At 71.4% G+C, this 21,929-nt stretch carries 17 protein-coding genes and 2 pseudogenes; 4 read left to right on the top strand and 15 right to left on the bottom strand.

All coding sequences use genetic code 11. From position 1 onward, the window contains the following. Nucleotides 1-49: 49 nt before the first annotated feature. The 5 genes and pseudogenes from ACK8N7_RS18870 to ACK8N7_RS18890 all read right to left on the bottom strand — a co-directional run bounded on the left by ACK8N7_RS18870 (nucleotide 50) and on the right by ACK8N7_RS18890 (nucleotide 7,888). Nucleotides 50-3,424, bottom strand: a complete 3,375-nt coding sequence (locus ACK8N7_RS18870; RefSeq protein WP_403213466.1) for an ATP-binding protein — start codon at nucleotides 3,422-3,424, stop codon at nucleotides 50-52. Nucleotides 3,425-3,535: 111 nt separating this feature from the next. Further along, a complete protein-coding gene (locus ACK8N7_RS18875; RefSeq protein ID WP_403213464.1) occupies nucleotides 3,536-3,958 on the bottom strand; it encodes a universal stress protein in 423 nt (140 codons plus the stop codon). Between the two features lie 152 nt (nucleotides 3,959-4,110). Next, nucleotides 4,111-4,770 (bottom strand): FMN reductase, encoded by a 660-nt coding sequence (locus ACK8N7_RS18880; protein WP_015609721.1) that lies wholly within the window; start codon nucleotides 4,768-4,770, stop codon nucleotides 4,111-4,113. 5 nt (nucleotides 4,771-4,775) lie between these two features. Continuing rightward, nucleotides 4,776-5,879 carry an LLM class flavin-dependent oxidoreductase gene (locus tag ACK8N7_RS18885; RefSeq protein ID WP_500443326.1) on the bottom strand — a complete coding sequence of 368 codons (1,104 nt, stop codon included), beginning with the start codon at nucleotides 5,877-5,879 and terminating at the stop codon, nucleotides 4,776-4,778. A 169-nt stretch (nucleotides 5,880-6,048) separates the two neighbouring features. Continuing rightward, nucleotides 6,049-7,888: pseudogene (locus tag ACK8N7_RS18890) on the bottom strand (alkyl/aryl-sulfatase). A 172-nt stretch (nucleotides 7,889-8,060) separates the two neighbouring features. Here ACK8N7_RS18890 and ACK8N7_RS18895 point away from each other — a divergent pair. Beyond that, entirely contained in the window at nucleotides 8,061-8,207 is a 147-nt protein-coding gene (locus ACK8N7_RS18895; RefSeq protein ID WP_500443328.1) for a DUF6126 family protein, read from the top strand. A gap of 285 nt (nucleotides 8,208-8,492) precedes the next feature. Next, a complete protein-coding gene (gene trpS / locus ACK8N7_RS18900) occupies nucleotides 8,493-9,563 on the top strand; it encodes a tryptophan--tRNA ligase (protein ID WP_403213456.1) in 1,071 nt (356 codons plus the stop codon). 51 nt (nucleotides 9,564-9,614) lie between these two features. On the opposite strand, the gene ACK8N7_RS18905 is transcribed toward trpS, so the two are convergent. After that, nucleotides 9,615-11,624: an NAD-binding protein gene (locus tag ACK8N7_RS18905; RefSeq protein WP_500443330.1), complete on the bottom strand. Its 2,010-nt coding sequence runs from the start codon at nucleotides 11,622-11,624 to the stop codon at nucleotides 9,615-9,617. 31 nt (nucleotides 11,625-11,655) lie between these two features. Next, nucleotides 11,656-14,063, bottom strand: a pseudogene (locus tag ACK8N7_RS18910) (DUF7902 domain-containing protein); the annotation flags it as partial. Nucleotides 14,064-14,205: 142 nt separating this feature from the next. Between ACK8N7_RS18910 and ACK8N7_RS18915 the strand changes: the two are divergent. Continuing rightward, nucleotides 14,206-15,279 (top strand): PucR family transcriptional regulator, encoded by a 1,074-nt coding sequence (locus ACK8N7_RS18915; protein WP_500443331.1) that lies wholly within the window; start codon nucleotides 14,206-14,208, stop codon nucleotides 15,277-15,279. A 90-nt stretch (nucleotides 15,280-15,369) separates the two neighbouring features. On the opposite strand, the gene ACK8N7_RS18920 is transcribed toward ACK8N7_RS18915, so the two are convergent. The 7 genes from ACK8N7_RS18920 to ACK8N7_RS18950 form a co-directional block, all read right to left on the bottom strand. Then, nucleotides 15,370-15,825 (bottom strand): tellurite resistance TerB family protein, encoded by a 456-nt coding sequence (locus tag ACK8N7_RS18920; protein WP_403213450.1) that lies wholly within the window; start codon nucleotides 15,823-15,825, stop codon nucleotides 15,370-15,372. Between the two features lie 227 nt (nucleotides 15,826-16,052). Beyond that, nucleotides 16,053-17,330 carry a cation:proton antiporter gene (locus ACK8N7_RS18925; RefSeq protein WP_500443333.1) on the bottom strand — a complete coding sequence of 426 codons (1,278 nt, stop codon included), beginning with the start codon at nucleotides 17,328-17,330 and terminating at the stop codon, nucleotides 16,053-16,055. 2 nt (nucleotides 17,331-17,332) lie between these two features. Beyond that, on the bottom strand, nucleotides 17,333-17,803 hold the full coding sequence (locus ACK8N7_RS18930) for a cation:proton antiporter regulatory subunit (RefSeq protein ID WP_403213446.1): 471 nt from the start codon (nucleotides 17,801-17,803) through the stop codon (nucleotides 17,333-17,335). A gap of 151 nt (nucleotides 17,804-17,954) precedes the next feature. Then, the gene (locus ACK8N7_RS18935) at nucleotides 17,955-18,221 is read right to left on the bottom strand and encodes a hypothetical protein (RefSeq protein WP_403213444.1); all 267 of its coding nucleotides are present in this window, start codon (nucleotides 18,219-18,221) and stop codon (nucleotides 17,955-17,957) included. Between the two features lie 236 nt (nucleotides 18,222-18,457). Further along, on the bottom strand, nucleotides 18,458-19,015 hold the full coding sequence (locus ACK8N7_RS18940) for a hypothetical protein (RefSeq protein WP_403213442.1): 558 nt from the start codon (nucleotides 19,013-19,015) through the stop codon (nucleotides 18,458-18,460). A gap of 190 nt (nucleotides 19,016-19,205) precedes the next feature. Beyond that, nucleotides 19,206-19,538 carry a hypothetical protein gene (locus ACK8N7_RS18945; protein ID WP_403213441.1) on the bottom strand — a complete coding sequence of 111 codons (333 nt, stop codon included), beginning with the start codon at nucleotides 19,536-19,538 and terminating at the stop codon, nucleotides 19,206-19,208. Between the two features lie 214 nt (nucleotides 19,539-19,752). Further along, nucleotides 19,753-20,298 carry a flavoprotein gene (locus ACK8N7_RS18950; protein ID WP_500443335.1) on the bottom strand — a complete coding sequence of 182 codons (546 nt, stop codon included), beginning with the start codon at nucleotides 20,296-20,298 and terminating at the stop codon, nucleotides 19,753-19,755. 202 nt (nucleotides 20,299-20,500) lie between these two features. Here ACK8N7_RS18950 and ACK8N7_RS18955 point away from each other — a divergent pair, with 202 nt between their 5' ends. After that, nucleotides 20,501-21,394, top strand: a complete 894-nt coding sequence (locus ACK8N7_RS18955) for a helix-turn-helix domain-containing protein (protein ID WP_500443337.1) — start codon at nucleotides 20,501-20,503, stop codon at nucleotides 21,392-21,394. A gap of 193 nt (nucleotides 21,395-21,587) precedes the next feature. On the opposite strand, the gene ACK8N7_RS18960 is transcribed toward ACK8N7_RS18955, so the two are convergent. Further along, nucleotides 21,588-21,920: a type II toxin-antitoxin system PemK/MazF family toxin gene (locus tag ACK8N7_RS18960; protein ID WP_500443339.1), complete on the bottom strand. Its 333-nt coding sequence runs from the start codon at nucleotides 21,918-21,920 to the stop codon at nucleotides 21,588-21,590. Nucleotides 21,921-21,929: the final 9 nt, after the last annotated feature.

A 21,929-nucleotide genomic window follows, 5' to 3' on the forward strand; every position in this document is an offset into this window, starting at 1 on the left:
CACCGGCTGTGAGCCCCCGGCCACGACCCGGCGCCGCATCGGCCCCGGGTCACAGCTGCCAGTCGGGGGCGTGGCCGGGGCGGTAGGCGCAGGTGGTGCCTGTGGTCACGGCCGCCCGCAGGTGCGCTGCCAGTTCGGGGTGCAGGGAGTCCAGCTTGCGCAGGGTGTCGCGGATGCGGGCGGTGACCGTCTTGCGGGCCCGCTCGGTCCGGTCGTCCAGGCGGCGGCTTCGGCCGCCGAGGCCCGCCGCGGTGCGCAACTGGTCGAGGAGGGCCTGCCGCTCCCGGTCGTACGCCTCGACCTGCCGGGTGTCGCCCCGTGCCGCCGCGCGGTCTATCTCGGCGTCCAGCCGGCCCAGATGGTCCTTGTACCGGCGCTTGGCCTCCTCGTCGAGCACCGGATCGCCACCCAGCTGCCCGGCGGCGACCACGACGCTCCCGCCCTCGGGGGCGAGCAGCTGCACGGCCGGTACGTCGGCACCGGGGAGCCCCAGGAGGCTGTGCAGGTCCCGAAGCCCCTTGGTGTCCGGGACATGCACGGTCCGCCCGTCCCAGCGCAACTGCCATACGGCCCCGTCGCGGCGGAACTCGGCGGCGGCCGGGGCGGGGACCGGAACAGGGGCGGGAGCAGGGACGTGGGCGGGGGAGCCGGCGGGGGTCCCGTGGTCGGTGGCTGACGGGGGCGTGCGGAGGGCGGTCGCTGCGGAGGCCAGGTGGTGCAGGCCCAACTCGGCCGTCTCCCGCTCCACTTCGGCGAGGAGACCGCGGGCCCGGCCGGTGTCGCCCGGCTCCGCGCGGGCGAGGAGCGAGCGGGCCAGGTGCAGCCGTGCGCGTACGGCCCAGGGGCGGGCGCCGAGGCGGTCCGCGGAGGCGGCGGCCTCGGTGAGTGCTGCCACCGCCGCGTCCCGGTCGTCCCGGGCGGCGGCGAGCATCCCGAGCCAGAGGTCCACGGGGCCGCCGATGTCGCACCCGTACAGCGAGACGACCCACTGGCCCGTGTAGGGGGTGAGCTCGTCCTCCGCGAGAGTGATCAGGCGCCGGTCGCCGGTGGTCGCGGCCGTCTGGGCCAGCAGCCGGAGCCAGAGCGGCATGAACGCCCGCGGATAGGGGGCCGGGCGGTCCGACTGCTCGGCGATCAGACGGAGGGCCGGGGCCGCGTCGCCCTGCTCCACCGCGGTGAGCGCCTCCAGCAGCCCGGGATACGGATACCGGGCCCCCGGCAGCGCGGCCAGGACCTTCTCGGCCTCCGCGAAGCGCCCCCGGAGCAGGTGCAGGGACCAGTGCAGATGGCACCCCATGAAGCCGAAGGCCTCGTGGTCCTCGCCCTCCATGCCGAGGGCCTCACCGTTGAGCGCATCGGCCGCCTCGGTGAACCGGCCCTGGAGGGAGGCGATCAGGCTGCCGTCGACGGCGACGGCCAGGGCGAACCGGGGCAGTTCCGAGCGCTCGGCGGCCCGGATGAACGTGCGGTACTGGTCGATGAAGGCCGGGTCGCCGAGCTCCAGCAGGGCCACCCACCGCATGGAGGTGGCGTGCAGCTCCATGTCCAGGTTCTGGGTGCGCCGGCCGACGACAGCCATCTCGTCGGTCAGCCCGAGCCGCTCCACCGCCGAGCCGAGACCCCACACGGAGTCGTGGCGCGCCCAGAGGGAGAAGGCGAGGGCCTCGTCGTCCGAGCCGCTGCGGGCGAGGGCCATGATGTGGATGGCCAGCTCCTGCGCGAGCCGGTCGGCGGAGAGGCTGTCCTGCCCGTCCTTGCCGGTGACCTTGCGGTGGGCCTCGCCCAGGAACGTCACCGTGAACGCCCCGCCGCCGCCCAGAGTGCCCCGGCGGTACAGGGTGATCGCCACCCGGGCCAGCAGCTCGGGATCGTCCAGCTCCCGTGCCAGGTCGACCGCCCGGTCCAGCAGGCGGTCCCCCTCGGCGGTCTCCCCGGCGTGCCGCAGCTGTTCGCCGAGGTCGAGGCAGATGAGCGCGGTCCGGCGGCGGTCGGGCACCGGCACCCGCCCAGGCGACGCCCCGTCCGGCCCGCCCGGCATACCGGCAGCCGCCTCGCCCGGCCCGCCCGGCATCCCGGCAGCCTCCGAGCCCGCCTCCCCCGACGCCAGCGTGAGGGCCCGGCGGTAGTGGCCGATGGCCTCCTCGTCGGCCAGGCGCCCCGAGGCGTCCCGGGCGGCGGCGAGCAGCAGGTCGATCCGGCGGTCGCGCTCCAGCTCCTCCCCGGCGAGGTGGGCGTGGCGGGCGAGGTCCCCGGGCCGCACCGTGTCGCCGAGGCCGCCGTGCGCGTCCAGCGCCCGTACGGCGGCGGCGTGGCGGCGGCGGGTGTCGGCGTCACCGAGGGAGGCGTACAGCGTCTCGCGCAGCAGGTCGTGGGCGAAGGCGTAACTCCCGGAGGGGCGCGGGACGACGACCCGGGCGACGATCGCCGACTCCAGCAGCCGCTCCACCTGAGGGACCGGGGAACCGTGCACCACGGCCAGGACCTGCCGGCGGAACTCCCGGCCGAGCACGGCGGCGGCGGTCAGCAGCGAGACGACCGCGTCCGGCAGCAGGCTCAGCCGCTGCCGGACCGCCTCCCGCACCCCGGGCGGAATGGTGGAGACGGGGCTGCCGCTGTGCCAGAGCCGGGCCGTCTGCTCGACGAAGAACGGGTTGCCGCCGGTGCGCCGGTGGACCTCGTCCACCAGCTGTGGCGCGGGCTCGCGGCCCGTCGTCACGGCCATCAGCGCCCCCACCTCGTCGCGGCCCAGACCGGTCAGCGTGAGGGTCGCCGAGGCGCGTGAGACGAGGGGCAGGATCAGCTGCTGGAGGGGGTGGCCGGGGGCCTCCACCTCGACGTCCCGGTAGGTGCCGATGAGCAGCAGCCGCTCGAACCAGGCGTGCTGGGCGGCGAATTCGAGCAGGCGGAGCGAGGCCGGGTCGGCGCTGTGGAGGTCGTCCAGGACCACCACCAGCGGGCGGCTCTGGGAGACGGTGACGAGGGCCGTGGTCACCGCGTCGTACAGCCCGAAGGCCTCGGCGCCGTCCGCCGAGGCCCCCGACGCACTGTCCCCGTCCGCATCTCCCGTACTCGGTCCGGTGGCCGTGCCGTCGTGCGCCGGGTCGCCGAGGAGGATGCCGAGCCGCCCGTCCGCCGCCTCCTGGGCCGCCGCCCACTCGGCGGCGGTGGCGGAGCGGCGCAGGCCGCGCAGCACCTGCACCCAGGGCCAGTAACCGGGGGTGCTGTCGGAGTCCCAGCAGGAACCGCCGACCACCAGCGCCCCGCGCCGCCGCGCCTCGTGCGCGGCGTCGGTGACGAGGGTGGTCTTGCCGATCCCGGCCTCGCCCGTGACCAGCACGAGACCGCCGTGGCTGTCCGTGGCCCGGACGATCTCCGAGCGGAGGACGCCTGCGGGATGGTCACGCCCGAACAGAGCAGGGGTCATGACCACACGATAGGAGGCACCACTGACAACGGCCCCCTCCGGCGGAGAAACCCCCGGTGCGGGCGCGGGCCTCGGCGCGGGGGCGGGCCTGGCGCGGGCGAGGGAAACCCCTCAGTCGCGCACCACCGTCACCGGGCACGGCGCGTGCTGCGTGACGTGGAGGCTGACCGAGCCGAGCAGCGTCGCCTTGAGACCGCTGCGGCCGCGGGCGCCCACGACGAGCAGGCCGGCGCCCCGGGCCCGGTCCAGCAGGGTCTGGGCGGGGTTGCCGATGACCACGACCTTGGTGACCGCGGCGGCTCCTTCGGCGCCGAGGGCCTCCTCCAGCGCCTCGTTGAGGGAGACGGTGGCCAGCGCCTGCGGGTCGAAGTCCTCCGGCAGGCCCGGCATCATCGACGCCCAGCTGGTCGCGGGGTACTCCCAGCTGTTCACGGCCTCCACCGAGTCACCGGTCAGCTCGGCCTGGCGTACGGCCCAGTGCAGTGCCTTGATCGAGGGATCGGACCCGTCCACACCCACGACGATCCTGCCCATATCTGCCTCCAGCTCGGTGCGGCTCGGAACAGGATGCGTTGCCGCATCCAGCCCCACTGTAATCAAATCGGACAACCCAAACCGGGCAATACGGCCGGACCGGTCCGTTCAGGTCCGGTCCGGCCGTATTGCCCGTTCTCCGTCCCGCCGGCTCAGTCCAGCCGCAGGTCCGCGAGCTGCTGCTCGAAGGGGACGACCGCGTCCTCCCCGTCGTCCAGGCCCGGTGCCCGCGAGGCGCCGGAGACCGTGCGGCCCAGGACCGCGGAGGCCAGCTCGCCGCCCGCGCGCCGGATCCGGGACGGCAGGCCCTCGGTGTACTCGTCGCCCGAGGAGCCCCAGTCCTCCGACGCCGCGTAGACGGAGGTGGGCACGGTGACGGCCCGCAGGTAGGCGAAGAGCGGCCGCAGCGCGTGCTCCAGGACGAGGGAGTGCCGGGCCGTGCCGCCCGTCGCGGCGATCACGACGGGCTTGCCGGTCAGCGCGGTGTTGTCGATCAGGTCGAAGAACGACTTGAACAGACCGCTGTACGAGGCGGTGAACACGGGTGTCACGGCGATCAGCCCGTCCGCCTCCGTCACCGCGTCGATCGCCTCCCGCAGGGTGGCCGAGGGGAAGCCGCTGAGCAGGTGGTGGGCGATGTCCACGGCGAGGTCACGGAGTTCGACGACCTGGACCTCGACGTTCCGGTCCTGCTCGGCCGCGAGGCGCTCGCGGGTGGCGGCGGCCAGCCTGTCGGCCAGCAGCCGGGTGGAGGACGGCTGGCTCAGCCCGGCCGAGACGGCGACGATGCGCAGCGGTGTGGTGGCGAACATCGCGGTCAGACCTCCTTCTTGTCCGTCGTACGGGCGGTGCGTGCGGCGGCGACCGCCGGGTGGACGGGCGCGGACTCCGGCACACCGGCCGGCCGCAGGTTGGCGAACTCCTTGCGCAGGACGGGCACGACCTCCTCGCCGAGGATGTCGAGCTGCTCCAGGACCGTCTTCAGCGGGAGCCCCGCGTGGTCCATCAGGAACAGCTGCCGCTGGTAGTCGCCCACCGCGTCCCGGAACGTCAGCGTCCGCTCGATGACCTCCTGCGGGGAGCCGACGGTCAGCGGGGTCTCGCGGGTGAACTCCTCCAGGGACGGCCCGTGGCCGTAGACCGGCGCGTTGTCGAAGTACGGGCGGAACTCCCGTACCGCGTCCTGCGAGTTCTTGCGCATGAACACCTGGCCGCCGAGCCCCACGATGGCCTGTTCGGCGGTGCCGTGACCGTAGTGGGCGTAGCGGCGCCGGTAGAGGGAGACCATTTTCTCGGTGTGCTCCATCGGCCAGAAGATGTTGTTGTGGAAGAACCCGTCACCGTAATAGGCGGCCTGTTCGGCGATCTCCGGCGAGCGGATGGAGCCGTGCCAGACGAACGGCGGGACACCGTCCAGCGGGCGCGGGGTCGCGGTGAAGGACTGCAGCGGGGTACGGAACTTGCCCTCCCAGTCCACGACGTCCTCGCGCCACAGCTTGTGCAGCAGGGCGTAGTTCTCGATGGCCATCGGGATGCCCTGGCGGATGTCCTTGCCGAACCAGGGGTAGACCGGTCCGGTGTTGCCCCGGCCCATCATCAGGTCGACGCGGCCGTCCGCGAGGTGCTGGAGGGTGGCGTAGTCCTCGGCGATCTTCACCGGGTCGTTGGTGGTGATCAGGGTGGTGGACGTGGACAGGATCAGGTTCTCGGTGCGGGCGGCGATGTAGCCGAGCGTCGTCGTCGGGGAGGACGGGACGAACGGCGGGTTGTGGTGCTCGCCGGTCGCGAAGACGTCCAGGCCGACCTCTTCGGCCTTCTGCGCGATGGCCAGGGTCGCCTTGATCCGCTCGTTCTCGGTCGGCGTCCGGCCGGTGGTCGGGTCGGTGGTGACGTCTCCGACGGTGAAGATCCCGAACTGCATGGCGCCCGCCTCCTGTGATGGTCCGCGTGGTCGGTGTAGCCCTGGCGAGGCGGCCTTTGGGGACCGGCCTTGCGAGGAATTGGTTGAACATTGAACTACACCCTACAACGGGACGCTCCCGCGACCTATTCCCCCGCTTCAGCTACCCCCCTGACTAGGGGATTCACCGTTACGGCGTCACGATCGGGAACGATTTGTCCGGCTCCGAGCATCGCGAAGAGGTCGCCGAGCAGGGACGCGTCACCGCTCTGCTCGATCCCGTCGAGTCCGCCGCCCGCCAGGACGGAGAGCAGCTGCGGTTTGGTGAGGGTGAGGGTCAGCCCCGCCGGTGCCCGGGAGCCGGACCGGTCCACCCCGTCCGCCCGGTCGGCGCTGCGATGGGTGAGGGCCCCGTTGTGCAGCGTGAGCCGGTGCCGGGACTCGGCCGGGCCGGTCACGACGAGGTCGATCACCAGCTCCGTGCCCCAGGCGCGCGGCCCCTCGACCCGTACGGCGAGCGAGTCGATCAGCTGCTCCACGGTCAGCGCCATCGCCATCTCGGGGTTCGCGGCGTCCAGCACGATGGTGCCCGCGCCCTCGTCGAGCTCCTTGGCGCCCATCAGGTAGAAGTTGCGCCAGGTCCCGTTCTCCGCGCCGCGACCCAGCCTGCGGTAGACCCCGGCCAGCTCGCTCCGGGCCGCCGCGTGCGAAGCGCCGACGAAGACGACATGGTTCAGCAGGGTCGCGGCGAACCGCAGATCGCCTGCCTCGGCGTAGTCACGCGCCTTCGCGACCACGGTGTCGGCACCGCCCATGCACTCCACGTACCGCTCGGCCGACTCCACCGGCGGGTGCTCCCACAGATGGGCCGGGTTGCCGTCGAACCAGCCCAGATAGCGCTGGTAGACCGCCTTCACGTTGTGGCTGAGCGAGCCCTAGTAGCCACGGATGTGCCAGCACTTCTCCAGTGCGGGCGGCAGCTCGATCGCCTCGGCGATCTCGGGCCCGGTCAGCCCGGCGTTGAGCAGCCGCAGGGTCTGGTCGTGGAGGTACGCGTACAGGTCGCGCTGGGTGGTGAGGAAGTCCCGCACGTTCTCCCGGCCCCAGGTGGGCCAGTGGTGTGACGCGAAGGCGACGTCCGCCGCGTCCCCGAACAGGTCGGCGGCCTCGTCCAGGTAACGCGACCAGACGCGCGCGTCGCGGACGACGGCTCCGCGCAGGGTCAGGATGTTGTGCATGTTGTGCGTGGCGTTCTCGGCCAGACAGAGCGCGCGGTGGTCCGGGAACAGGAAGTTCATCTCGGCCGGCGCCTCGGTGCCCGGGGTGAGCTGGAAGACGATCCGTACGCCGTCGAACACCTTCTCCTGGCCCGTGTGCGTGATGTCCATGGTCGGCGGGATCAGCGTCATCGTGCCGGTGGAGGTGGTCATGCCGAGTCCGGCGCCGATCTGGCCGTCGGGGGCCTTCGCGAGACGGTCGCCGTACATGTACATCGCCCGCCGGGTCATGGCGTTGCCCGCGTAGACGTTCTCGCTGACGGCGTGCTCAAGAAAGCCGGCGGGGGCCAGGATCGGAACGCCGTCCTCCGTGCCCCGGGGCAGCACCCCGCGCGCGCCGCCGAAGTGGTCGGCGTGCGAGTGGGTGTAGATGAGCGCCGTGACGGGCCGGTCGCCGCGGTGGCTGCGGTAGAGCGCCAGCGCGGCGGCGGCGGTCTCGGCGGAGAGCAGCGGGTCGATGACGACGATCCCGCGCTCGCCCTCGACCACGGTCATGTTCGACAGGTCGAGCCCGCGCACCTGGTAGATGCCCTCGGTGACCTCGTACAGCCCCTGCCGCGCACAGAGCCGGGCCTGCCGCCAGAGGCTCGGGTGGGCGGTTTCGGGGCATGGCGCGTCGAGGAAGGCGTAACCGTCGTTGTCCCAGATCACCCGGCCGTCGTCCGCGGTGATCACGGCCGGTTCGAGTGCGGTGACGAACCCGCGGTCGGCGTTCGCGAAGTCGGTCGTGTCGTCGAACGGCAGGTTGCTCATGAAAGCTCAGTAGAGCCGAAGGTGCTTAACGGTGTATTTCGCACATTCCCTCTGGGGCGGTCCAGGCTCGGCGTGCGCTGTGGGGGCTGCCCGGCCACGGTTTCACGTGAAACACGTTGCTCCGCGGTTCCGGTGTGACGGGTGCGGAAGCAGCGGCAGAGAGAAGCGGATCGTGAGCGGGAGTGGCAGCGACAGCGACAGCGAGAGCTGGAAGGCGCGGGGCGTCGCCCTGCGCGTCTTCGTCTACATCTTCGCGACGCACCTCTTCGCGGGCTTCATCTGGATCCTCTTCTACGTAGGCGATCACGCGAGCAAGTAGCGGCCGCCAAGTAGCGGCCGCGCCCGCCCACCCCTCCCCGGTTGTTCACCCGGCCCCAAGCTCATGGTCGGTACACTGACCGCATGACCTCCGTACCGTGCCGAAACTGGTGGCGCTCCTCTTAAGGAGCGGCCGCAGCACCTGTCTGCACGGAACCCAGGGCCGTTCACCATGGACGGCCCTTTTCGCTGCCTTCTTATAGGCGCGATGTACGGGAACGGGCACCGGACCCCCACCGCTCGGGCCGTCCTCCACGCACGCATCACCCGCGAGGAGACCCCACCCATGACCACCACCACCGCAGCCGCCACCACCACCGCACCCGCCCCCGCCGAGCTCCGCAGCGCCGAGCTGGAGCGCCACCTCGTCCAGGACCCCGGCCGCTTCCGGGTCCTCACCGGCGACCGCCCCACCGGCCCTCTCCACCTCGGCCACTACTTCGGCACCCTGAAGAACCGGGTCCGCCTCCAGGACCTCGGCGTGGACGTCTTCGTCCTGATCGCCGACTACCAGGTCCTCACCGACCGGGACACCGCCGAGCGGCTGGGGGAGTACACCGACGGGCTGCTCCTGGACTACCTGGCCCTCGGTATCGACCCGGCCCGGTCCACCGTCTTCAACCACAGTGCCGTCCCCGCGCTCAACCAGCTCCTGCTGCCCTTCCTCAGCCTCGTCTCCGTCGCGGAGCTGGGCCGCAACCCCACGGTCAAGGACGAGATCGCGCACTCCCGGCAGTCGGCGGTCAGCGGGCTGATGTACACCTACCCGGTCCACCAGGCCGCCGACATCCTCTTCTGCAAGGGCAACGTGGTCCCGGTCGGCCAGGACCAGCTGCCCCACCTCGAACTCACCCGGACGGTCGCCCGCCGCTTCAACGAGCGGTACGGGAACGTCTTCCCGGAACCGGACGCCCTGCTCTCCGCCGTGCCCCTGCTGCTCGGCACGGACGGCACCAAGATGAGCAAGAGCCGCGCCAACTCCGTCCCGCTCGGCACCACCGCCGACGAGACCGCCCGCCTCATCAAGGGCGCGACCACGGACGCCGACCGGCACATCACCTACGACCCCGACGCCCGCCCCGGCGTCTCCTCCCTCGTCCTCCTGGCCGCCCTCTGCCTGGAGCGGGACCCGCACGAGGTCGCGGCGGAGATCGGCGCCGGCGGAGCCGCCGCCCTCAAGCGGACGGTGACCGACGCGGTCAACAGCCACCTGGCCCCCGTCCGGGCGCGCCGGGCGGAGTACGCGGCTGACCTCACGTACGTACGGTCCGTCCTGCGCGCGGGCAACGAGCGGGCGAACGCGGTCGCGGAGGCCACCCTGGAGGAGGTGCGGGAGGCGATGGGCACGATCCGGTAGGCCGCGCGAGGGCACGATCCGGGAGTCGTACAAGCCCGCACGCCCCATGCGTCACTGCCTCGGCAGCACCGACCGTTGCCGCCGCAGCAGTTCCGCGAGGCCCCGCCGGGTGGCCGCGATCACCACCCGGTCCTGGGCACGCAGCACGTATCCGGGGTCCAGGTCCCAGACCAGGCCGGAGGGCGGCTGCGCGCTGACGTCCGGGGGGTACGGGGGGAGCGCGGCGAGGTCGGGGTTGCGGTAGGCGGGCGGGGTCGCGTCGATGGCCAGGATCCGCCACGCGCTCGCCTGGAACGCCTGCTGCACCGTGCGGCCCTCCAGCTGCGGGTGGCCCGCCACCTCCAGGGCGGCGAAGAGCATGACCTTCCGCTCGACCGGGACCGCGCCCAGGATCTGGCGGCCCATCATGGCGACCGCGAAGGAGGGGGCGGCCAGGTGGGAGACCGAGCGGGAGCGGGTCAGGGCCTGGGGGTGCGCGGCGCGCAGGGTGCGGTAGACGGCGGTGGCGAACTCGTCGTCGTACAGCCGCAGCGCCACCCTCAGGTCCGGCTTCACCGACCGGGCGTACAGCGTCGCTTCCAGGTTCGTCGTGTCGATGCTGGTGAGCGCGAGGAGGGCGCGGGCGCGGCGGATCTTGGCCGCTTCGAGGACGCCTTCCTGCGTGACGTCACCCAGGACGGTCGGCACGTGCATGGAGCGGGCCAGTGGGATGCCCCGCGCGTCGGGGTCCTCCTCCACGACGACCACGGGGATGTCGAGCTCGCGGAGGCGTACGAGGACGCGCGTACCGATCTTGCCGAGTCCGAGCAGCACCACGTGCCCCGACAGGCCGCGCGGCGGGCGGCGCAGCGAGGAGGCGGTGCGCAGGGTGCCGAACGCCTCCAGGACGGCGGCGATCAGCAGCGGGAGCAGGAGCAGCCCGGCGATGCCGGAGAGGAGCTGGATGATCTGCCGGGCCGCCGGTGCTTCCTCCGCCGGGTCGTTCATGCCCAGCAGGTCGAGCAGGGTGAGGTAGGTGGAGTGGACCGCCGTGTCCTCGGTGGTCAGGAGCGAGGCGACCACCAGGGAGAGCGCGGCGACCGCGACGCCGAGGGCTGACCAGCGCAGCCTGCGCGAGAAGACCTGGGAGAGCGGCGCGCCCCGGCCTCCCATCCGGGTCGCGGGGCGGTCCGGGTCGGCCCGGCTGATCGCCTCCAGGACGACGGTCCCGCGTCCTTCGGCGGCGGACACGGTCTGCTCGTCGGGCAGGAGCTGGGGTCCTTCGTCGCCGCTGCTGTCCGAACCCTCGGCCCCCGCCGGGTCGTTGGTGGTGGAGGAGAGCAGCGCGAGGGTGCAAAGCCCCGGGTCGAGCGTCTCGCCGGGGCGCGGCGGCGGGCGTTCGGCCGCGCGCAGGAGCAGCCCCTCCGCCTGGATGATCTTGCTGCTGCCGGTGAGCGCGGTGGCGGCGAGGGCGGGGGCGGCGGTGTCGGCGTCGGAGAGGACGGTGGTGGAGGCGTCGAGCAGCGCCGGGTCGATGCCGGGCATGGCGACGGCGGCGGCCTGGTCGAGCAGCTCCTCCAGGTGGAGGCCGAGCTTGCGGTTGTAGAGCCGGATCACCAGCCGCAGACGGGGGTTGAGGCGGCGGGCGGTCAGGGCGGCGCGGATGTTGCGCTCGTCGTCGTCGTAGACGAGGGCGAGGGCGGCCGCCCGGTCGACGCCCGCCTCCTCCAGTACGTCGTCGGAGGGCTCGGGCGCCTCCATGATCCGGACGGCCTCGACCCCGGCGTTGGTGTCGTTGCCGCCGCCGTTCCCCGTGGCGGCGGTGCGGTTCATCGCCGCCGACATCCGGCCGAACAGAGCGGCCGCGCGCCCCCGTTGGGTCAGCGGCGTCTCGGGGCTGTTGGCGTCGCGGCCGGGCGGCAGGAGCAGGGTGACCCGTTCCCCGTACACGAAGCGCAGCTCCACGGCGAGCCTGCGCGCCAGCGCGTCGTCGCCGCAGACGATCATGTGGCCGGTGGCCGGCGGACGCCCTGGCTGCGGTCGTCCCGGCTGCTGAGGAAGTGGGGGCACGAAACCCAGCATGCCGTGATCCTTCCGGCTCGGTCTTCCCGGGTCAGTGTGGAATGTTTGTGATCTTCGCACGGTGGTTCGGGAACCCTGGCCGGTTCTGGTCCCCCGGCGGCCGGTTCACCGCGCTCGCCGGTCCCGCCAGCAGGTGACGGGGATCCGTGGCCCGCTGGATCGCCGTCTCGACCGCCGCGATCCGGTCCGCGAGCAGCCCCAGGGCGGCCACGGCCCGGGTCATCGGGTCGCCGTCCGGGCCGCCGAGTGCCTGCGTACGGACGTAGGAGGCGGTGATCGCCGCCCACCGCTCGGCCTGATCGGCGGTCAGCGTGCCACGCAGGGCAGCCAGCTTGAGCAGGTTGGCCTCGGCGCCCGTGGTGCTGGGCCTCGCCCGCGTAGTGGTCGTCGACGACGGCGGAGAGCTCGGCGTCGTTCATGACGGGCACGATCCGCTCCGCGATCTTGTTCATGTTGCGGTACGAACCCTGGAGCCGGATCGGCGGCTCCGTGCGCGTCGCGTCCGTCTGCGCGGCCGAGGCGATGTACGCCGCGTTCACCGCGAGGACGGTGTCCCGGCCGCTGAGCACCTCGCCGAGGTTCCGGACGTCGGCCCGGTTGGCCAGCATGTCCGGGATCCGGAACTGCTCGCCGGACTCCGTTACGGGTTGCCCGCCTCCAGCGCGAAGTTGCTCTTCTCGATCTCCTGCCGGACGGTCGCGCTCGGCGCCTGGGCGGGGTCGAGCGAGGTGACGCCGTGCCCCAGGTTCGGCCCGCTGATCTTGACGAGCACCATCCCGAGCCGGTCCGCGACGTACTCCATGAGCGTCGTCTTGCCGTACCCGGGCGGGGAGACGAGCAGCAGCAGGCCCTGCGAGTCGGTACGCCGGTCGGTGTCGGCGGTGCCGAGCTGCTTGGCGAGGCTGTCACCGATCAGCGGCAGGTACACCTCGTCGAGCAGCCGGTTGCGGACGAACGCCGACATCACGCGCGGCCGGTGGTCGTCCAGCCGCAGCCGCCCGCGCTCGGCGGCCACCAGGGAGGTCCGCAGCCGCTGCTGGGCGCGGAAGGCGTGTACGGCGTGCCTCCGGAACTCCCCGGTACGGGCCAGGAGTTCATTGATCCGTACGGTGATGGTTCCGCCGCTCCCGATGCGCGGGTGGTCGCCGAGGAGGCCCTCCACCCGCTCCGTGAGCGGCGCGTCGCACCCGTACCGCTCCAGCTCCGGGCAGACCTCCACCGCGACGGCCTCCGCCAGGTCCCCGGGGTCCGTCCCGGCGCCGGTGGCCTCCGCGTACGGGATGAGCCAGCCCTCCACGAGCTGCTTGCGGGCGGCCAGGTCACCGCCGAGAGCGGCGAGGTCGTCCCCGTACGCGTCGGGGCCGGCCGCCCGGCGGAAGGCATCCAGGAACGAGCGGATCGTGGCGTCCACGACGAACCCGGCGGGCTCGTGGCGCAGCAGCCCCGCCTCCGCGTACAGGCGCAGCAGGGCGCGCAGGATGGCGGTGGCGTCCTCGTGTGGACGCCCCGGGTGTACCCCTCGTCGTACGCCTCGGCCGCCGACTCCCGTACGAGCAGGGCAATTTCGTTGTCGGCCAGCGCGGCGAGGCGCTCGGCGCCGCGCTCGGCCAGGAGGCGGGCGGCCAGGTGCTCGCCCCGGTAGACGGCCGCCGACTCCGAGGGGAGCAGCTGCTCCCAGTACGGGCGGGTCGCCTCGAACGCCGGGTCGGCGACCGGCGCCCGGTAGTCCGTCCCGGTCAGCGCGAACGCGAGGCGCTCCCCGTTCTTGTCCTCGGCCCCGGCCGGCACCAGGGTCAGGTCGAACAGCCGGGTGTTCACCGCGAACCGGTGGCGCCCCAGCTTGATGACCGACCCGCCGTCCGCGTACAGCTCGCTGCGGTCCCGCAGCGGCCGCCCGGCCTCCTGGCGGGCCGCCTCAAGCCGCCCGTCCAGCTTCTCCGCCCTTACGGGATAGCCCAGTTCGCGCAGGCCCGCCGCGCCCGCTCGTCCTGGAGCCGCTGCTTACGGGCCGAGAACGCCTCGTACACCTCGCTCCGGCGTCCGGCCAGCTCGGCGAGGAAGTCGCGAACTCCGCGAACCGCGACTGCAGGTTCTCCAACTGCAGCATCAGCCGGCCAAGTTGGTCGTCACAGGCCTCCGGTGAGTCGGCGGCGGCCAGCGCCCCCGTGACCGCCCCCCGAGCAGCGAGAACTCGGCGGCGAACTCGGCCCGCCCCTCCTTCGACAGCAGCTCCCGCCGCCGCGCGTCGAGCGTGGCGCGGTTGGCCCCGCCCAGCACCTCCGCGATCCGCTCCAGGATCGACGCACGCACGGTGGCGTCGCCGATCTCCAGACCGGCCACCACGTCCGTGACGGTGGCCAGCCCGTCCGTCATCGCGGCCAGCCGGTCGGTCACGGCGGACGCGTCCCGTACGGTCGCCAGCGCATCCGCTTCGGCGACCGGACCTGATCCTGTCATCCGGACCTCACCCACCGCATTGCCGGACTCCGGCAATCTTTACGCTTTGCTGATGCTGGGCACCGGCACCGCCCGGCGTGCGTTGGGGAAATGACAGGACTGTTGCAAGGCTGAAGGAGTGTGCATGGCCGAGCCCACGATTCCGCAGGAAATGCTGGGTAACTATGCCCATATTCTGGGCGAAGTCGCCATCACCGGCCGTAGTTTGACACGTAACGAGCTGGAGATGCGCCGGGCGCTGGGCCGGGAGGCGGCCGACGCGGGGCATCAGCTGCGTGCGCTGGTGACGATGCATCTGGCACAGACACGGGAGGCCTGGCCACGGGCGGCTGCCGGAAACAGCCCTGCCGTGGCCGACGCGGTGCTGACCGCGGTGGAGCAGGCGGTCGACGCGTTCGCCGAGGGGTTCGAGCGGGCGCAGCGCCTGACCGTACGGCGGGAGGAGGCGGCACGCCGCGAGTTCATCGACGATCTCCTGTACGGGCGCAGCGACTTGGTCCGCCTCGCGGAGCGCGCCACCCGCTTCGGCCTGCGGCTCTCCCGGGCGCACGCGGTCGCGGTGGCGTCGGGCCCGGAGGCGTACACGGAGACGGACGCGGTGCCGCGGAGTGTGGAGGCGGCGCTGCTGGCCCGGTTCAGCGGCCGCAAGATCCTGCTGACGACGAAGGACGGGCGGATCGTCTGCATCGCCCCCGGCAGCCAGCCCGACGTCCTGCGCTACTTCGCCAAGCAGTCGCACGCGGCGACGGAGGGCGGCCGGGTCGCGGTCGGCCGCCCGCACAAGGGGCCGGGCGGGGTGGTCCACTCGTACGACGAGGCTCTCGAAGCCCTGGACCTGGCGGAGCGGATGGGGATGGAGGATCCCGTGCTGTACGCCTCGGACCTCCTGGTCTACCCGGTGCTGACCCGGGACCGGCAGGCGATGGCGGATCTGGTGCGCAGCGAGCTGGGCCCGCTCCAGAAGGCGCGGGGCGGCGCGGAGCCGCTGCTGAAGACGCTGGCGGTCTACTTCGACGCGGGCTGCGTGGCAGCGGAGACGGCCCGCCGCCTGGCGCTGAGCGTACGGGCGCTGACGTACCGCCTGGAACGCATCCACCAGCTCACCGGCTCCGACCCGGCGGACCCGACGCACCGGTACAGCCTGCAGACGGCGGTGATCGGCGCACGCCTGCTGGACTGGCCGGCCAAGGAGCTGTGAGGCGCCCCGGCCGGCCCGTGATACGTACGCTTACGGGCCCTTACGGGCCCTTACCGGCCCTTACCGGCCCTTACCGGCCCTTACCGGCCCTTACAGGTCGAACTCGTGCGGCGGCAGGTCCAGGGCGAAACACACCTCGCGCACGACGGCCTGCTCGGCCTTGTCGAAGTCACCGTCGGCGCCGCCGATGATGATGCCGATCTGGACGACGGCACGCGCCTCGGCGGGCTTCTTCTTCGCCTTGGCGATCTCCTGGAGCACGCTGACCTTGCCGAAGGCGAAGTCGGCGGTGAGCTTGTTGACGTAGTCGTTGAACCGCCGCTGCAGGTCGTCCGCGGGGAAGTTCTTCAGAACGTCGTTGCTCGCGATGAGCGCCGCGACGCGCTGGCGCTCGGACGGGTCGATGGTGCCGTCGGCGGCGGAGACCAGAGCACACATGGCCATGCTCGCGTCCCGGAACGCTCCGGACTTGAGGTCGTTCTTCTTCGCTTCCAGCTGCGTCTGCATAGACGTAGCGGATTCCTTGATCCGATCCCACAGGGCCATGACATCTCCATACGTTGCGGTGCAATGCCGGAACAAAAGAAAACTCTACAGACGTGTAGAAGTTAGCAGGGACGGTGGCCCCCCGCCCCGGGGTCGGCAGGGCCGGCCCAGCCCACGAGGGCGAGTTCCGGACAGCGCCAAGCCCGGTCCGCACAGCACAACGGCCGGTCCGGGCAGCCGTGGTGACGGCGGCCCGGACCGGCCGGAGGAAGGCGTACGTCAGGTTGTCAGTCGTCGCGCGCCTCGCCCGCGGGCTCCGGGGTGAGGTCGTCGTGGTCGCCGAGGCGGCGCTCGGGCGCGGACTTCGACACCTCCTGCACCGCGGCACCGCCCTGGTCCGTCTTGTTGCCGTCGCGCATCGCCAGGATCTTCTGGGCGATGGGCTGCGTCCACCGGGCGGTGAGCGGGCCGACGATGACGAGGATCAGGACGTACGCGGTGGCCAGCGGCCCGATGCGCGGCTCGGTGGCCACGGCCAGACCGGCGATGACGATGGAGAACTCACCGCGCGCCACGAGCGTGCCGCCCGCCCGCCAGCGCCCGCGCGAACCGATGCCGGCGCGGCGGGCCGCGTACCAGCCGGTGAAGATCTTCGTGAGTACCGTGACGACGGCCAGCAGGGCGGCGGGCAGCAGCACCGGCGGGATGTCGGCCGGGTTGGTGGAGAGCCCGAAGAAGACGAAGAACACGGCGGCGAACAGGTCGCGCAGCGGTGTGAGCAGCTTGCGGGCACCCTCGGCGACCTCACCGGAGAGGGCGATGCCGACGAGGAACGCGCCGACGGCCGCGGACACCTGGAGCTGCTGGGCGAGACCGGCGACGAGCACGGTGAGGCCGAGGACGACCAGGAGCAGCATCTCGGGGTTGTCGGAGGAGACCGCGCGGCTGATGAGCCGGCCGTGGCGCAGGGCCAGGTACAGCACGAAGCCGACGGTGCCGAGCGCGATGAGCAGGGCGAGGCTGCCGCCCGCGAGGCTGACACCGGCGAGCATGGCGGTGAGCAGCGGCAGGTACACCGCCATCGCCAGGTCCTCCATGACGAGGACGCCGAGGACGACCGGGGTTTCGCGGTTGCCGAGCCGCCCGAGGTCGGTCATCACCTTCGCGATCACGCCGGACGACGAGATCCAGGTGACTCCGGCGAGCGCGACGGCGCCGACGGGACCCCAGCCGAGGATGAGCGCGGCCACGGCACCGGGCGTCGCGTTCAGCACGAAGTCGACGGCCCCGGACGGATACTGCGTCTTGAGGCTGGTCACCAGCTCGGACGCGCTGTACTCAAGACCCAGCAGAAGCAGCAGCAGGATGACGCCGATCTCGGCGCCGACCATGGTGAACTCTTCGCTGGCGTCGAGGGTGATGAGGCCGCCGTGGCCGAAAGCGAGCCCTGCGAGCAGGTAGAGGGGGATCGGCGAGAGTCCTATCCGCCCGGCGACCCGCCCGATGAGCCCGAGCCCGAGAATGACGGCGCCCAGTTCCACCAGCAATGCAGTCGTGTCATGCACGGTCAGCCCTCCGCAATGATCTCGGAGAGCGCGTCGACGCCCTCACGCGTACCCACTGCGACGAGCGTGTCCCCGATGGCGAGTCGAAAGTCCGGCTCCGGCGACGGGTGGGCGCTGTGCGTACGCAGCACCGCCACGATCGAGGCCCCGGTCCGGGTCCGTGCCCGCGTCTCCCCCAACAGCCGCCCGCCGTAAGGGGAACGGGACCCGAGCGGGATGTGCTCGGTGACGAGGTCGATGCCCTCGGTCCGTACGGCGTCGATCGGGGCGGGGTCGATGAGGTGGGCCAGCGCGGTGGCCTCGGTCGTCGTCAGGGGCACGGACAACTGGCACGAATCAGGGTCGTCCTGTTCGTAGAACCCGATGAACCGCCGACCGTCGTTGTGGACGACGACGGAGATGTGCTGCCCCGTCTCGGTGGTGAAGTCGTACTGAGCACCCACTCCGGGCAATGACGTGCGACGGGTTCCCATGACTTCCTCCCGAGACGTGCGTCGGCGCGACGGCGCACTTGGTCTTTATCCGGCCATTACCTTATCGGTCGGCCTGAAGTGGTCCGGAGTGAGCCGATCGGCAGGTGGACGTTCGTGCGACAGCGGCCCGTTGCACGCTGCCATCGGCTGTTCAGGACTCGATGCCGGCAGCGCGCAGGGCATCGACGACGAGCGCGTACCTCTCCGAGGGCTCCGAGGACTCCGATGACTCCTCAGACTTCGAGGACCGCTCGGCGCCCGCGCGGGCCTCACTCAGCGCCTTCGCTGTCGGTGTCGCGCCCCGGGCGAGCAGGTGGTGCACCATCGGCACGTACCCGAAGGCGGCAGCCCATTCAAGGGATGTCCGGCCCTTCATCGACCCGTCGATGTCCGCTCCGTACCGGAGGAGCAGATCCACGGTCTGCGGATGGCCCCCAGCACCAGGGGCGGGTAGTTCGGCCGGCCCTGGGCGCCGGTGGTGGCACGGGCCACCGCGGCCGAGTCTTCGGCCACTGCGGCTCGCGCGAGTCGATCCGCCATGTCCGTCCCTCGATCCTGCCCGGTTGCCCTACTTCGCGGACAGAAGGGTTCAGGTGGCGGACGGAGCCGGCGGGGGAGGGCGTACGCAGGTCCCGGCCGGCCCCGAGGGGCGGATCAGTACTTCCCGTCGACCGGAATCCAGCCGGACCACGTCTCGGGCTGGTAGAACTTCCCGGTGTCGCCGTCGTAGCGGAGGACCCGCAGGCGTACGTTGCCGGTCTCGCGGTAGTCCTTGTTGCAGGTGGCCCAGGTGTTCACACCGAGCTTGTTGATGCAGACCTCGGCGGCCCGCCCGTAGTCGGTGTAGACGCCGACGGCCGCGGACATGCCGTCCTTCTGGGTGTCGCCCGCCCAGACGATGTCCCCGTTGTGCTGGAAGCACCCCTTGGAGCCGTAGGCAGCGGTGGAACCGAGGCAGGTGTTCGCCGCCGGAGCAGCCTTGGCCGCTGCTGCTGCCGAGAAGGGGGCATCCGCCTCGGGCTCCAGGGAGGGGGCGTCCGCCCCGGCCACCGGAGCGACACCTTCGACGATCTTCACGCCCGCAGGCATCTGCACTTCCTGGAGGCTGTCCGCCGCTTCGTCGGCCACTGCAGGAGCCGACATGAGAGCCGAGAACGCAAGTGCTGACACACCAGCGACAAGGCTCACCTTTATGCGCCAGTTTTCACGCATATTTCACTACCCCCGCACCTGACTCCTGTTTAGGAGTCACCCATTGTTGAATGTGAACAGGGTGTGAGGCTATGGGATCTCCGCGCGCGGGGGAAGTTTCCGGGGTCCCGAACACACAGCAGGAGGGGCGGGCACCCTAGGGCGCCCGCCCCTCCTGCTGCTGGGATGTTGCGTAAGACCTACTGCGGACCTACTGCGCGTCGGGCGCCTCGGCGGCCGGCTCCCCGACACTGCTCTCGGCGAACGAGAGGTCGAGAGCGCACTCTGCCGGGATCTGCTCGGCAGAGGTCGCACACACCGAGGAGTCCCTCGCGCTCTGCCCGTCCATCTGGGGCGGCCCCGCCTGGCGCTTCCCCGTCTCGATCTTCCCCGCCATGCCTTCCAGGGGGACGGCCTCGGTCGACGAGGCGGGCCGGGCGGGCCCGGTGCTCTCGGAAGCATCCGGCGAGGAGGAGCAGGCGGTGGCGCCTGCGGCGGCGCACAGGACGAGTGCGGCAGAGGCCGCGACGGTGCGAAAACGCATGAAGATCCCCCTACGCGGACGCTCGGACACCCGAGACACCAATTGATCCACCGTGCCACAGAGCACGGCACAGAAGGCGCGGAAATTGTGAAGAAGCCGAGCCATTGTGCGGCTGCTGGTCAGGCCAACGCACTTTATACAGAAGGCTGGTGAGCAATACGAACTACGGCAAAGCATTCCGGTGGCCCGGCGCCTTCCGGCCGAAATCCCACCCCTACTTCAGGGGCGTGAGCAGCTCCAGCGCTTCCTCCCAGCGGAACTGCCGCGCCCCGTCACCGGCCTTGGGGTGATGGGGCTCGTAGGAGCCGACCAGGATCCCCATCTCCCGCAGCCGCTGCAGGCTTTCGGCGTACGCGGGATGGGCCGCCTGGGCGGAGTTGACGTACGGCAGGACGGCCGTGGGGATGCCGAACCCGTACGACTCGCACAGAATGCCCAGGGCCAGGGTGTCCGAAATACCCGCCGCCCACTTGCTGACCGTGTTGAACGTGGCCGGTACGACGGCGATGGCGTCCGGATCCGGCAGCGGCCGAGGCTCCCCGGGAACCCGCCAGGCGGACCGGATCGGGTACCCGGTCTGTGCTTCGACGGCCGCCGCATCGATGAAGCCCAGCCCTTGCGGGGTGGCGACGACACCCACTTCCCACCCGCGCTCCTGGGCCGCGGCGATGAGCCGCCCGACATCACGTGCAATGCCGGCCGCGCAGACGACGACGTACAGAAAGGGCTTCGCGGCCTGCTGTGCGGGCTGTTCGCTCACGCGGGGCTCCCGGATGACGACGACTGAAGGGTGCGGTTCCGGCAGCGTACGACCGATCCTCCGATCCGCCGCCCGCCTGCCGGAGTTCACGTTTCGCACCTCAGGACATGGCAACGCCCGAGAGGGTTCCGTCACCGAGGGCATCCGATACGACGCCTTCGCGGCGAACCTCTGACCCGACTGAACAGTTAGCGTGTGACCGGTGAGCACAGATTTTCAGAGGGCGCGGGACGCCCTCGGGGCGCGGCTTCGGGAGCTTCGTACGACGGGTCCCGCAGGTCGGCTCACCGGTCCACAACTGGGCGAACGGCTCGGCTGGCCCCACTCCAAGATCTACAAACTGGAGAACGGCCGGCAGACCGCGACCGCCACCGACCTCCAGGCTTGGGCGGAAGCGACGGGTCAACCCGATGCCGTACCCGAACTGCACTCGCGACTCAGCGGACTCGAATCCCACGTGCGGTCCTGGCGACGACAACTCGCCACGGGACACCGCCCGGTACAGGACGCGATCACTGTGGAGCACGCTCGGACCGCCACTTTGTACATCTGGGAGAACAGCCTCATACCGGGGATGGTGCAGACTCCGGACTACGCCCGCGCGGTCTTCACCCGGCACGCTCAGCTGATGCGCTCCCCGAAGGACACCGAGGAGGCTGTACGGGCGCGGGTGCAGCGTCAGGAAGCCCTGTACGACTCCCGCAAGCGGCACCGGATCCTCATGTGGGAGGGGGCTCTGCGGGCCCTCGTGTGTTCGCCCGCCGTGCTAGCCGCTCAACTCGACCGGCTCGCGAGCCTGACCGGCCTTGACACCGTGGAACTGGGAATCGTCCCTTTTGCCGCACCGCTGAAGATCCATCCGGCGAACGGATTCTGGATCTACGACGACCGGCTGGTCATCGCTGAGGACTGGCACGCGGAACTCTGGATCGATGACACCGATAGCGTCGCCGTCTACCAGCGCACCTGGAATCTCCTACGTGAATCCGCTGTCTTCGGTACTGAGGCCCAACGAGTCATTGCTCAGGTGCAGCGCGCCGGTTGGGCCACTTCTGCACGAGGTGAGCTACCCCTCGGCGAGGCGTCCTCTACCTGACCGAGCCAGCCGCTCCGCCAGTGCAGCGAAGCCTTGTCCAGGCGAATTAGCTCGTCGTAAGAGACGTTTTGGCGCGAGCACGGATCTCGGTGGTCAGTTGGTGGGCGATCATGCGGATGCGGATGGCCACCTGGTCCAGGTCTAGTGCTCCAGCCGTAGACCGTGATCTCGATGGTGAGTGGCGCCTCACCGCCTACCCGAGTTCACCGAGACGGAGGGCGTCCTCAATCTCGCTGAGCTTCGCGGAGGTCAGGACGCCCGCCCGCTCGATCAGGTCGTCCTGGGACACGGTGGTCAGCCACGTGCAGGGGGTAAAGCCCGGGCGCGGGAACGCGAACCGCAGCACGCCTTCAAAGGGCAGTCCTTCCATGGCATCTACTTGCACTTCGACGCCCAGACCGCTGATGTCGACGCCCGCAGGAGTGACTACCTGCATCGCCCGGATCCTGGACGCGTCGTCTGCCGCCAGCAGTACGACCAGCCGCCGCTCGTCGAACTCCACCCACCAGACTTCGCCACGTTGCACGTGTCCTCC

The sequence above is a fragment of the Streptomyces griseobrunneus genome, from assembly GCF_046713465.1.
In the GTDB taxonomy this organism is placed as follows: Bacteria; Actinomycetota; Actinomycetes; order Streptomycetales; family Streptomycetaceae; genus Streptomyces; species Streptomyces microflavus.